This window comes from Micromonospora sp. NPDC047548, from assembly GCF_040642975.1.
Lineage (GTDB): Bacteria > Actinomycetota > Actinomycetes > Mycobacteriales > Micromonosporaceae > Micromonospora.
Window position 1 is genome coordinate 36,850 of the sequence record NZ_JBEYTI010000041.1, and the last position, 12,140, is coordinate 48,989.

At 70.9% G+C, this 12,140-nt stretch carries 10 protein-coding genes and 4 pseudogenes; 4 read left to right on the top strand and 10 right to left on the bottom strand.

Features of this window, described 5'->3' with window-relative positions; all coding sequences use genetic code 11:
• Window positions 1–310 precede the first annotated feature (310 nt).
• A pseudogene (locus ABZ807_RS27455) lies at window positions 311–787 on the bottom strand (gamma-glutamyltransferase); the annotation flags it as partial.
• Between the two features lie 249 nt (window positions 788–1,036).
• Entirely contained in the window at window positions 1,037–1,627 is a 591-nt protein-coding gene (locus ABZ807_RS27460) for a MauE/DoxX family redox-associated membrane protein (protein WP_357163920.1), read from the bottom strand.
• Between the two features lie 157 nt (window positions 1,628–1,784).
• On the opposite strand from ABZ807_RS27460, the gene ABZ807_RS27465 reads away from it, so the two are divergent.
• The gene (locus ABZ807_RS27465; RefSeq protein WP_357163923.1) at window positions 1,785–2,237 is read left to right on the top strand and encodes a S26 family signal peptidase; all 453 of its coding nucleotides are present in this window, start codon (window positions 1,785–1,787) and stop codon (window positions 2,235–2,237) included.
• Here the strand turns inward: ABZ807_RS27465 and ABZ807_RS27470 are convergent.
• Together ABZ807_RS27470 and ABZ807_RS27475 are read right to left on the bottom strand one after the other, a co-directional pair.
• Window positions 2,190–2,777, bottom strand: coding sequence for a TlpA disulfide reductase family protein (locus ABZ807_RS27470; protein ID WP_357163926.1), 588 nt, complete (start codon window positions 2,775–2,777; stop codon window positions 2,190–2,192). The genes ABZ807_RS27465 and ABZ807_RS27470 overlap by 48 nt on opposite strands.
• Window positions 2,778–2,857: 80 nt before the next feature.
• Complete coding sequence (locus ABZ807_RS27475) at window positions 2,858–3,043, bottom strand: hypothetical protein (protein WP_357163929.1); 186 nt, start codon at window positions 3,041–3,043, stop codon at window positions 2,858–2,860.
• 164 nt (window positions 3,044–3,207) lie between these two features.
• Between ABZ807_RS27475 and ABZ807_RS27480 the strand changes: the two genes are divergently transcribed.
• Window positions 3,208–6,204: a BTAD domain-containing putative transcriptional regulator gene (locus tag ABZ807_RS27480; RefSeq protein WP_357163932.1), complete on the top strand. Its 2,997-nt coding sequence runs from the start codon at window positions 3,208–3,210 to the stop codon at window positions 6,202–6,204.
• Here the strand turns inward: ABZ807_RS27480 and ABZ807_RS27485 are convergent.
• Window positions 6,168–8,003, bottom strand: a complete 1,836-nt coding sequence (locus ABZ807_RS27485) for an ABC transporter ATP-binding protein (protein WP_357163935.1) — start codon at window positions 8,001–8,003, stop codon at window positions 6,168–6,170. The genes ABZ807_RS27480 and ABZ807_RS27485 overlap by 37 nt on opposite strands.
• Window positions 8,004–8,074: 71 nt before the next feature.
• On the opposite strand from ABZ807_RS27485, the gene ABZ807_RS27490 reads away from it, so the two are divergent.
• Together ABZ807_RS27490 and ABZ807_RS27495 are read left to right on the top strand one after the other, a co-directional pair.
• Window positions 8,075–8,536, top strand: a complete 462-nt coding sequence (locus ABZ807_RS27490; protein WP_357163938.1) for a hypothetical protein — start codon at window positions 8,075–8,077, stop codon at window positions 8,534–8,536.
• A gap of 77 nt (window positions 8,537–8,613) precedes the next feature.
• Entirely contained in the window at window positions 8,614–9,153 is a 540-nt protein-coding gene (locus ABZ807_RS27495; RefSeq protein ID WP_357163947.1) for a site-specific integrase, read from the top strand.
• A gap of 429 nt (window positions 9,154–9,582) precedes the next feature.
• On the opposite strand, the gene ABZ807_RS27500 is transcribed toward ABZ807_RS27495, so the two are convergent.
• The 5 genes and pseudogenes from ABZ807_RS27500 to ABZ807_RS27520 all read right to left on the bottom strand — a co-directional run.
• Window positions 9,583–10,149, bottom strand: a complete 567-nt coding sequence (locus ABZ807_RS27500) for a YceI family protein (protein WP_357163941.1) — start codon at window positions 10,147–10,149, stop codon at window positions 9,583–9,585.
• A gap of 145 nt (window positions 10,150–10,294) precedes the next feature.
• Window positions 10,295–10,777, bottom strand: a complete 483-nt coding sequence (locus ABZ807_RS27505; protein ID WP_357163950.1) for an IS30 family transposase — start codon at window positions 10,775–10,777, stop codon at window positions 10,295–10,297.
• Between the two features lie 9 nt (window positions 10,778–10,786).
• A pseudogene (locus ABZ807_RS27510) lies at window positions 10,787–10,861 on the bottom strand (hypothetical protein); the annotation flags it as partial.
• Window positions 10,843–11,448: pseudogene (locus tag ABZ807_RS27515) on the bottom strand (transposase); the annotation flags it as partial. The pseudogenes ABZ807_RS27515 and ABZ807_RS27510, both read right to left, overlap by 19 nt.
• Before the next feature lie 85 nt (window positions 11,449–11,533).
• Window positions 11,534–11,803, bottom strand: a pseudogene (locus ABZ807_RS27520) (transposase); the annotation flags it as partial.
• Between the last annotated feature and the right edge of the window lie 337 nt (window positions 11,804–12,140).

The window sequence follows — 12,140 nt, forward strand, 5'->3', positions numbered from 1 at the left end:
TCGGCTTGACCTGCGGGGTTCGGGTTGGATCATGGTTGGGTGTCCGGAACGCCGTCCATCGTGGAGCCGCTTGAGCGGCTTGCCCGTTTGGAGGCCCGGATCGCTGAGCTTGAGCGGGACAACGCCGGGCTGCGGCAGGAGAACGAGCTTGTAGCGAGATCTGTGTAACAGACCGAGGTGAAGATCCGTTATGGATGGTGAAAGCCGTTCGGCACAGATAGGACAAGTTTGATGAGTATGTCGATGGTTGACCCGCCGGTTCAGGACCTGGTGGTCGGTGAGGGCGAGCTGCAGGGGTTGCGGGAGCGGATTCGGCGACTCGCGCGGCGGGCTTGAGCAGCTGCGCCAGCGACCGGGTGCCCCAGTGGTCCAGCGCGTCCTGCCAGGTGAGCAGGGCGCCGGGGACGCCGACCGACAGCCCGCTGATGCGAGCCTCGTCGAACCGGTACGGCGGCCCGGTGGCCGGGTCGATCAAGCTGGTCTCGCCCATCGACGCCAGCCCCGACTCGCGGCCGTCGATCGTGTGCACCCGCCGGCTCTTCGCGTCGTAGTAGACGAAGAAGCCGCCGCCGATTCCGGCGGAGAACGGTTCGGTGACGCCGAGCGTCGCCGCCGCGTCGACCACGTTGCCGCCGCTCCGCAGCACGTCCAGGCCGACGGCTGTGGCAGTGGCATCCACCGTGGACACCGCTCCCCCATACCCGACGGCTACCGGCTCCTTCGGCGACCCGGCCGACGTCGCCTGAGCGGAAACGGCGGTCCCGGCCGCGAGCGTGGCCAGTGCGATGGTCGCGGTGACGAGGCCCGAGTCTGGTGGGCCTGCGGGACCGTTCGGTGCGCGCCAGCCTCTCTCATCTGGCCTCCCCAGATCGACATGAGTAGACCTACTGCCTACTCCCCGGCCAGGAGCAGGCAACCCGACAAGCTGGCCAGGCTCAGCCCGGGCAGGGCTCACAGCGCGGAAATCGCCGGAGGCAGGGAGCTTCCGCGCGGCCCCGGCCACCTCCGTGGGTGACCGCCGTGGCGGCCCGTGTGGTCAGCCGCCCGACCGGCCGTCCCGCAGGGCGGTACCCCGATGGGCCGCGCCTCCTGGCGGGGTGACCGGCAAGAACAGGGCGGCGAGATCGTCGAAACGGACGACGATGAGCGCGCCGACCACGCCCAGCGGTACGGCCAGCACCGCGGTCCGGACGGTCACCCCGGAGTCGCCGAGTGAGGCGTACGCGCCGATCCCGGCGACCACGGTCAGCACGACGTTGCGGGCGAGATGGTGCCGACCGAACGGGGCCGCCGCGGCTTCGCCGAAGCACCGGCAGGACACCCGCGTACCGCGGTGGAGAACCGCCGCGACCGCCACCGTAAACGCCGCCAACAGCGCCGCCGCCACCGTGAACCCGACCGTGGTCACCGCAGCACCGGGCAGCGGCACCAGCAGGAGGGGCACCATCGCCTCGGCCACCGCCACCGCGCCCGCGACCGGGACGACCACCCGCGCCGGCAGCAGATTCATGGTCCGCAGCGAGTCGGCAAACGCCCGGAACGCAGGCCGCCCGCGTAGCTTGCTGGCGGCCGACGCCAGGAAGACCAGCGCGAGCAGGCACCGGCTGAACACCAACAGGTACGACATGCTCTCCTGCTTCCTTTCTTTGCTCGCCCGGGAGAGAGGGGAGCGTGGTTGGATGATTCGCTCTCCGCCGGCAACAACCCGGTGTCCCGGCAGGACGTTGATCGCGGCGGCGTGGTCCGACGCCTGCCACACGACCGCGCACCGCTACCGTGGTGCGATGGATCGACCCACTCTGCTGATCACCGCCGGCTCGTTCGTGGCGCTCGGGGTCGCCGTGCTGGTTGCCCGCGCCCTGCTCCAGGTGGTCGGAGTCAACGGCGACAGCATGACCCCGACATACCAGGATGGCGACCAGATCCTCGTGCTCCGGCGGGGATTCCGGCGCCGACTGCGGGTCGGCGCCGTCGTCGTCTGTCTGCCGCCCGCGGGCATCAGAATCACCGCGGGCGATGTCGACGCCGCCACCCAGTTGATGGTCAAGCGGGTGGCGGCACTGCCGTCAGGACAGGTCTACGTCCTCGGTGACGCGCCGCGGCACAGCCTCGACTCGCGGGCCTTCGGCGCGCTCCCGCCGGACCTGGTGCGGGGCGTGGTCATCCGACGACTGCGGGCCGCCCTGGGGTCATCGCCCGGCGGGCACGACGTCGCGCCCCGGGGACAGGTCGGGTAGCTGGGTGGCGTTGTTGGTGACGCCGGCCACCCGGCCGTCGGTGTCGACCAGGTAGAACGCGGGGAACGCGGCGACCTGGAAGGCCGACTGGAGCGCCCCGTCGAGCGGCTCGTGGACGATGGCTGCCCGACTGCCGCGCACGCCCAACGCCGCCACCAGCTCGGTGCGCTCGCGGTCGTCACGGTCCGGCGCCGGGCGCAGCCGGGTGAGCACGATGAGCACCGCCGTCGGGGTGTCGAGCGCTTCGGCGAGCGCCGACCGTACCGAGGGCAGTTGCTCCTGGCACCCCGAACAGTCGGGGGCGAGGAACGCCACCAGGCCGCCCGACGCGCGCAGCGAGGCGATGGATACCACGTCCCCGTCGGCGGTCGGGGCGGTGAAGTCCGGCACCTGCGCGCCGACCGAGAGGGTCACCGGCGGGCGGACGGCAGCCAGCTCCTGCGTGTGCTCACGCAGCTTCCGGATGACGCCGAAGGTGAGCAGCAGGTTCAGCAGCGTGAGTGTGGTGAGTACAACGAGGACGGCGACGACAATGGGCATGGGTTTGCTCCTGACGGGAAGGGGCATGAGCGCGTCGCGGCCGGTTGGGGACCGGCCGCGACGCTCTCACGGGGCGTTACTCAGCAGTCCGTGCTCCACCAGCACTCGCACGAGCTGTTACAGGTGCGCCACTTGAACCGGGTGTAGCCGTACCGGCAGCACATCGGTGTGTTGGTACAGGACGGCTGGCAGACGGCCGAGGCGGTGGTCTTGGGCAGCACCAGCGCCAAGAACCGGTCCGCCATTGCGCCGACGTGACGGGTCATCGTGTTCCTCCAATCTGGATCTAGACTGATCGCGGACGGTAGGCGGACCTGCTACACGGCGACCTACAGCATCGATACAAACTGTTACGCGCGACATGTTGCGGATCTTCGTACCTCGTTTCTAGGGTGCTGGCCGTGGTGGACCGAATCAGAACCGAGGTACCTTGAGCCTGCGATTCCAGCTGCTCGGCCCACTCCGGATCACCGCCGCCGGTCGGGCTGTCCCGGTCGGCCCGCAGAAGCAGCGGGCGATGCTGGCCGCTCTGTTGCTGTCGGCCCACGAGCGGGTGTCGCTGGACCGCCTCATCGGCGAGCTGTGGGACCAGCCGCCACGCTCGGCCGTGGCGAACCTGCGCACCTACGCCAGTGGGCTGCGCCGGTTGCTGAGCGAGCTGGACGGCGGACCCGCCGGCGGCGACCGGTTGGTCGCCAGCGCCGCCGGATACCAGCTGCGGGTCGACCCGGACGAGCTGGACCTGCACCGCTTCCAGACCGCGAGCGAGCTGGGCCGCGCGGCCCTCGCCCGCGGTGACCACGCCGCCGCCACCGCGCGGTTCCGTGAGGCGCTGGACCTGTGGCGGGGCCGACCGGCCGAAGACGTACGCCCGGGGCCGGAACTCGCCGCCCGGATCACCCTGCTCGAGGAGCAACACCTGTCGCTGGTCGAGGACCTGATCCAGGCGCGCCTCGCGCTCGGCGAGCACGCCTCGGTGACCGGCAGGCTGCGGCTGCTGATCACCGCCCACCCGTACCGGGAGCGGCTGCGTCACCAGCTCATGCTGGCGCTGTACCGGTCCGGCGACGCACCGGCGGCCCTCTCGGCGTACGCGGAGACCCGCGCGGTCTTCGCCGACCAGCTCGGCCTCGAACCCGGAGCGGAACTGTCCCAGCTGCACCAGGCCATCCTGCGCCGGGACCCGGAGCTGTCCGCACCCGACGCTGCAGCGGAGTCCGTCGACCCGCAACCGGCCCTCGGGCCCGGTAACCCGCCCAGCCCAGCCGAACCGCCACGCCAGCTGCCGCCGGACCCGGCGGCGTTCGTGGGCCGTGTCGATGAATTGCACGCCATCGAGCGGGCCGGCACGGCCGCGAACAGGCCGCGGACGGGTCCGTCGGTGGTCGTGCTGCACGGTCCGGGTGGGATGGGCAAGACCACCCTGGCGGTACGCGCCGCGCACCGGCTCGCGAGCCACTATCCCGACGGGCAGCTCTACCTCGACCTGCAGGGCGGCGCCCCCGGCATGCCCAGCGTCGACCCGCTGCCGGCGCTCGGTCAGCTGCTGCGCGCGCTCGGCGTACCGGCCAGGGACGTGCCGCTCGAACTGGCCGAGGCGGCCGCGCGGTTCCGGTCGGAGACCGCCGCCCGGCGGCTGCTCATCGTCCTGGACGGCGCGGCCGGCGCGCAGCAGATCCGGCCCCTGCTCCCGGCTGGCCAGGACTGTGCGGTGATCATCACCTGCCGGCGGCCGACGAGCACCCTCGACGCGCTCCGGCTCCGGCTGGACCGGCTCAGCGACGCCGAAGCGCGCCAGCTCCTCGACACCCTCTGCGGCGACGGGCGGGCGGCGGCCGACCTCGACGGGGCGAACCGCCTGGCGATGCTGTGCGACGGGCACCCGCTGGCACTGCGCATCGCCGGAGCCCGGCTTGCGGCCCGCCCCGACTGGTCCGTCGCGGTACTGGCGGATCGGCTGGACAACGAGCGGGAACGCCTCGACGAACTGCGCGCGGACGACCTCGCCATCCGGTCCAGCTTCTGGAACACCTACCGCCAGCTGCTCGACAGCGCCGATCAGGACGACCGGGCGGCCGCGGCCGCCTTCCGGTCGCTGGCACTGCTGCGGGTGCCGGAGATACCGGCGCCGCTCGCCGCGGTCACGATCGGTGTCCCGGAACGGCGCGCCCTGACGCTACTGGACCGGCTCACCGAGACGCACCTGCTGGACGCGATCGGGCCGACCCGGTTCCGGCTCCACGACCTGCTCCGGCTCTACGGCGCGGAGCTGGCCGCGGAGACGGATCCGGCCGCCGAGCGCCAGCGCGCGGTACGCCGCGGGCTCACCGCATACCTGACCACGGTGCTGCGCGCGGGCCAGCTGTTGCGCCCGCACCGGGTGGCCGAACTCGCCACCGGACCCACCGTGGTCGAGCTGGGCACGCTCGACGACGCCGTACGCTGGGTCGACGGTGAGCTGGCCGGGATCATTGCGGCCGCACGCCAGGCGTGTGACGCGGCCCCGCAGCTGAGCCGGCTGTGTATGGAGGTGATTCCGTCCGTGGTCGGGTGGCTGCAGAAGCGCAGCCGGTGGGCGGAGGCCGATGCCCTGGTCGCCGTCTGTGAGCAGGCGGCGGCGCTCATCGATGACGGCGCCGCCCGGGCCACGGTGCTCGCGCTGCGGGCGACGCTGCACTGGCGTACCGGATCGCTGGAGGCGGCATGCCGCGCGTTGGAGTCGGCACTGGAGCTGTGGCGCCGGCTGGGTGATCGCGAAGGCGAGGGGCGGGCGCTGCAGAACCTCGGCTGGTTCCACCACCGTACGGGCTCCCCGCGTCGGGCGGCAGACCTCGTCCGGGCGGCGGTCGGGCTACTCGCCGGCGCGAACCCGGTGTGGCTCGCGATGGCCCTGCACAACCTGGCCGAGATCGAGTTCGAGCTGGGTAACTTCCCGGCCGCCGGCGAACACCTGACCCGCTGCCTGGCGATGCGGCGCGAACACGATGATGCCGCCGGCGAGGCGATGACGCTGGTCGCTCTCGGCCGGGCGCACAGCCAACTCGGGCGGCACCTGGACGCGCTGGCGGCACTCACCGCCGGCCTGCGGCTGTGCCGGCGGACCGGCAACCGGGAGGACGAGTGGGAGGCGCTGCTCAGCCGTTCGGAGGTGCACCATCGGATCGGCGACGTGGCGCTGGCCCACCGGGACGGCGGGGAGGCGCTGACCCTGGCCCGTGCGGCCGGCGATCGGTACGGCGAGGCGGCCGCGCTCCGCCAGCTCGGCCGGGTGCAGGAACGCCGTGGCGAGCGCGCGGCGGCGGACGGGTACGCGCGGCGGGCCAACCGGATCTTCGCCGACCTGGCCGGCCGGCGGGACGGCGTGCTCGAAACGTTCCTCGTCCGCGCGGATCAACCGGCCGACGTTCCTGCCTCGGCCGGGACATAGCCCGCCGCCTGCATCCGGAACAGCGCGGCGTAGGTGCCGTTGGTCGCCAGCAGCTCATCGTGCCGGCCCGCCTCGACGACCCGCCCGCCCGACAGCGCCACGATCAGGTCGGCGTCCCGCAGCGTACCCAGCCGGTGCGAGATCAAGACACTGGTCCGGCTGGCCCGGTATTGGCGCAGCCGGAGCTGGATGTCGCGCTCGGCCTCGGCGTCCAGGCCGGCACTCGGCTCGTCGAGGATCAGCAGGTCCCGCGCCGCGGGCAGCACCGACCGGGCGATCGCCACCCGCTGCCACTGCCCGCCGGAGAGCAGCACGCCCGCATCCGCCGGATCGCCGTCCAGTTCGAACACCCGGGACAGCATCGTCTCGTACCCCCGAGGCAGGCCCTCGATGGTCTCATGGATGCCGGCCCGGCGGGCGGCGTCCGCGATCCGGACGCCGTCCTCGGCGCGTACGTGGTCCGGGCCGGCCGGGTCGACATCGCCGAGCCAGATGTTCTCCGCGGCCGTCAGGTCGTACGTCATGTAGTCCTGGAACACCGCGCCGATCCGGGCCCGCAGGCCGTCCACGGACAGCTCGCGGAGGTCGACGCCGTCCCACCGGATCGCGCCCCGGGTCGGGTCGTAGAACCGGCACAGCAGCTTGACCAGGGTGCTCTTGCCGGCGCCGTTGTGGCCGACCAGGGCCACCGCCTGTCCACACGGGATGAACAGGTCCACGCCCCGCAGCACCCACGGGTGGTCCGGACCGTAGCGGAACCAGACGTCACGGAACTCGATGCCCCGCTTGAGCGGGGGCACCGGCAGTGGTCGGGTCGGCTCCGGTAGATCCGGTGGGCAGGTGACAATCTGCTCGTAGTGCGCGAGCAGCAGCATCGCCTGGTGGATGCCGGCGAGGTGGTCGATCAGGGTGGCCAGGCTGCTCTGCACCCCGGCGACGGCGGTGATGAAGACGGCCACGTCGCCCACCGTGAGCCCGCCGGATCGGGCGGTGGCGACGGCCCATACCAGGCCGCCCCCGGACAGCGCCGCGCTCAGTACCGCGAGTAGTGCCTGGGCGCGTACCTCCCGGCGCTCGTGGACCCGACGTGCGGCATTTGCTGTGCCCAACTCGGCGAGCATCCGGCGGCGGAACAGCCCGCCCAGCCGCAGCAGACGTACCTCCTTGGCCGCGGACAGGCTGGTCAGCAGGCTGGCGTAGAACATCTCGCGCCGCCCGGCCGGCCCGATCTCCCATAGCATGTTCGCCCGTCGCCGGCTCAGCCGGAGCTCGGCAACCAGCGCTGGTACGCCGCCGGCTGCCACCAGCACGGCCATCACCGGGCTGATCACCACGAGGGTGCCGAGGAATCCGGTCAGCAGCACCGCGCACTGCACCAGGCCGAGCAGGCCGTCAACGCAGCGGCTGGGCCCGTCCCGCCCGGCCTGCTCGGCCAGCCGGAGCGTGTTCTGGAACGCCGGCTCCTCCAGCCGGCGCAGGCCGGAGAGGCGGTCGGTCGCCGCGTACAGCTGGTCGAGCGCGACGACGGCGGCCGAGCGCCCGAGGTCCGCCCGCAGATAGTTCGTCAGGTGCGGCACGACGGCGAGGCAGACGGAGACCACCGCCAGCGCGGTCGCCACCCCGAGGATCGCGCCGCCGGACGCGTTCGCGACCCGGTCGAGGACGAGTTTGGTGAGCCAGGCCGCCAGCACCGGAAGCGCGCCCGCGATCGGCGCGAGCACGACGTACGCCGTCAGGTTGGCCCGCCCGGCCCGCCAGACCACCGCGACGGCCCGTGCGGTCCGGGCAATGCTGATCATCGTGCGAGGGTACGGACGCCACCTCCAAGAGCAGCTACAGCGCCGGTACAGGGCTAATCGCTGTCGGGGAGGTGCTCGGCGGCTTCTTGGTACGCCTGCGCGGCACGGGTGAAGCAGTCGAAGAGAACGTCGAGCTGATCGGCGGAGTATCCGGCGAGGATCGTGCCGATCTTCTGTCGAGCGGGAGCCATGACCTGGTCGAGCTGGGCCGGCTGCCGATTGGTTCGAAGGCCACCGCCGCCAACTACCGGGACGCGCTCCTGCCGGTCGGGGCACGCCTCGGCGAGAAGCCGCTTCAAGACGTCACCGAGGTCGACATCGAGGCCCTGGTCGACTGGATGCTGACGGAGGGCCGGCGACGCGGCGGCAAGCCCGGATCGGGGCTGGGTGTCCGATCGGTGCGCCTGACGCTCGGCCGGCTCCGGACCGCGCTGAACGTAGCGGTTCGCCGTCAACTCGTGGTCCGCAACGTCGCAGCGTTCGTCACCATCCCCAGAGCGGCGGCGAAGGCCGCTGCCGACGCACGGGCGTAGCGGAGGCCCTGGACCCAGGAGGAGGTGAAGGCTTCCTGACGGGCATCACCGGCGAACGCCTGTACGCCGTCTGCCTGCTGTCGCTGATGGGTCTTCGACCGGCTGAGGTATGCGGGCTGCGCAGGTCCGATGTCGACTTCGAGGCCGGCACGATCGCGGCCGGGGACAACACCCGGACGCTCGTCGACGGCGAGATCGAGGAGAAGGAGGCCAAGTCGGCGGCTGGCAAACGCGGCCTTCCGATGCCGGGGACGGTCGCGAAGGCGCTGAAGGCGTTCCACACCCTGCAGAAGCAGGAGCGCCTGAAGGCGGGCGACGTGTACGTCGACAGTGGGTACCTGCTGGTCGACGAACTCGGCCAGCCGCAGCGCACCGACTGGCTCCGCCGCCGGGTGTACGAGCTGATGGCCAAGGTGGGGGTTCGCAAGGTCCGGCCGTACGACGCCCGGCACGCGTGCCTGACCTACCTCGCCGGCGTCGGGGTGCCTGACGTCGTGCTGGCGGCTTGGGCCGGTCACGCGGACGGTGGCACGCTCGCCAAGCGGGTCTACGTCCACCCGGACAGCAGCCACCTGAAAGTGGCGGCTGAGCACCTCGAATCAGGGCTGTTCGGGTGACTCCAGCGCCCGAAATTCAGCAGTACGCGCGTACGTGAAGAATTGTGAGACGGAACAACAAGAAGGCCTCGACTCACCGAGGTGAATCAAGGCTTTGACCTGCTGTTTTGCTGTCGGGACGGCCGGATTCGAACCGACGACCCCTTGACCCCCCAGTTTTCCAACGATTCTGTCACGCCGTGCCAGAACAGCTCGATACGTCCGCATATCCGGACAGAACGGCATCGTGCATCACGTCCAAATGCCATCCCATGTCAGCCACTCCCCCGCCGGCGGGCCTTCGCTGTTACCGGGTCCGTTACAGCGAGCGGTCAAGGACCCGTCCTGCAGCCCCATCCAGCCGGCGGTGCCCGAGTGCTGGCGCTGCACCCCCACGGTGTGATGGCCATTCTTCACGCCAGCCAACGCCCGTTTGTTGAACTGGTCAGCTCACATCGACTCAGTTCCGCGTCCGAGGTCGACCTCGATCTCCACCTCGACGTCGTCGCGGACCTTGAGCGCGCCGAGGAAAGCCGAGTACGGCTTGATTCCGTACGCCGACTGGGTGACCACCGTGGTGGCGCGGTACCGGTCGGGTGTCACCTCGCGTACCTGGACGTCGATGGGGGCGTCGACCCCGTGCAGGGTGAGCATTCCGCTGATGGTGGCGGAGTCGTCGCCGGTGACGACTCGGGCGGACTCGAAGATGGCCGTCGGGTGGCGATCGACGTCCAGCGTCCGCCGGGCGTTGTTCTCGATCTCGCCGCGGTCCTTGTCGGTCAGCGGGCGCGCACCGCCGGTGCCGGCCCGCACGGCCAGCGACCCCAGCTCGACACGAGCCGTCACGGTGGCATCCGCCGGCCTGGTCTCGGAAACGTTCACCTGCACCGACCAGTCGGTCACCTCGATGGTCAGGTCGTGGCCGACGGCCGACCCTGCGCCCTTGCGGCCGGTGCGCAGCAGCATGCGCCCACTGTCCGGGCCGAACCGCAACCGGCCGCCGGTCCTGATCTCCACCCGCCAAGCGTAGGAGGATTCATCACCACTCGTGCCGCGCTCAGCCATTCCCTGCCGATCGGCGTTGCCCGAGGGTCTGCGACGTCGACCCGGACTGGCGGCTGTCCGCCCGCTGTCCGTGGCCGCCGAGTCCGCCGCGATCCGGTCAGCGAGTGGCCAGCGCACGGACAGCCCGGCCCAGGACCCTTATGAGGTTACCCTCCCAATGTCCCGGCACCGCCCGATCCGCGACCTCAGCCGGGCGCTCGCTGATGTTGACCATCCCCGCGATCCGGGCCGCCTTGACACGCGACGACCCTGCCGGCATCCGCCGATACCGGCCACGCCGCAACGCCAGCTTCAACTCAGTGCGTAGCCCGCCCCTGGCCTGCACGTAAAGGGTTTCATAGATGGTCTCGTGGGACACCCGCATCGCCTCATCACCGGGATGATCCATCTCTAAACGGGCACTGATCTGCTGCGGTGACCACCGCGCCGCCAACCCAGCGTTGACCTCGTCGTGCAACCGCCGGTCAGCCTCCAACTTGCGCCGCTTCGGTCGAGCCCGCAACGACTCGAACCGCTCCTGAGCGGCGTGAACCCGGTAACCGTCACGGCCACCGTTGCGGGCGATCTCCCGCGAGACCACCGACGCATCCCGCCCCAGCCCGACCGCTATCGCCCGAGCGGACAGACCCGCACGCGGCCTTTGCCGCCGCGGGCGGTGTTCCACACCACCCGGCGCACCTCGTCGAGGGCGTCGGTGACCCATGCGACCAGGTGATAGGGATCCAGGCAGCGCACCGCCCGCGGCGCGCGTTCTGCCACGACGTCGCCGATCCAACCGGCGGCGTCGGCTGACACGTGCGTCAGCATCGCGGCCCGCTCAGGGCCCAGCTCGTCGAAGAACGTGTGCACGGTCGCCTTGTCCCGCCCGTCGGCGGCCCAGACGAGACGGCCGGTGTCGTGATCTACGACCAGGGTCAGGTAGCGCTGGCCCTTGCGATAGGCGACCTCGTCGATACCGATACGGGTCAGCCCGGCCAGCCGGTCGGTGCCGGCCAGGGCCTCGTCGACGACCCGGTTGACGATGCCGATCACGCTGCGCCAAGCGATACGCAGCAACCCGGTAACCGCCGAGGCGCTGGTGCGTGCGGCCAGCCACGCCGCGGTGTCCTCGAACGCGGCCGTGAACCGGGTGCCGTGACTCGCCCACGGCACGCTGATGACCGTCGGCCCGTGCACCGGGAAGTCGACCCTGGGCACAGCCGCCTCGATGACCACCCGCAGAGTGCCGAAGTCCAGCGGCGATCGCGGTCTCGTCGACCTCGGTGATCGTCCACCCGACGGTGAACCTCACCGTGCGCCACAGCCTGTTCATCTGCTGCAGATGCTCGAGAAGTTCGTGGGTGGCGCCGGCGCCATCGACCCGGATGAGCAGTTTCCTGCGGTACTGGGCCGGGAGTTGAGCGATCGCGTCACCCCACACTCAAATATGGTCACTGACCGTGTTCGATCAGGCGTTACCGGATCGCAGCAGCATGGCCAGGCACTCGGCGGTGTTCGCGCACCACGCGCCCAACGGGTGGAACCCGAACCCACGCTTGAACGTCGCGGCCGCACCCTGCTTATCCGAGTGGGCGGTGATCAGGGTGGCGTCCAGGTCGATGACCACCCACCCGGTCAGCAGCTTGCCCGCCACCGCCAGCCACGGGAAACCACTCGGCCGCAGAGCGAGCAGCTCCCACACCCGGGCGCGAACCTTCGCCCGGGTCTTACGCTCGCCTTTCCGATCCCCACCTGACACGTCAAGCGTGCCTTTTCCTCAACGCTCACCACGACGGTCTTCAGCCAACGCAGCTTGAGGCGGTTTGACATCTCCCTCCACAGGGCGATGCCGAAGGGCCACAAAACCTTGGCGGATTCAAGTGATCATGGCGACACTGCGTTCCTTACCAAATCGCTGAACACTTCGATCGGTTTGAGCCAGTTCAACGTTTCACGCGGTCTGC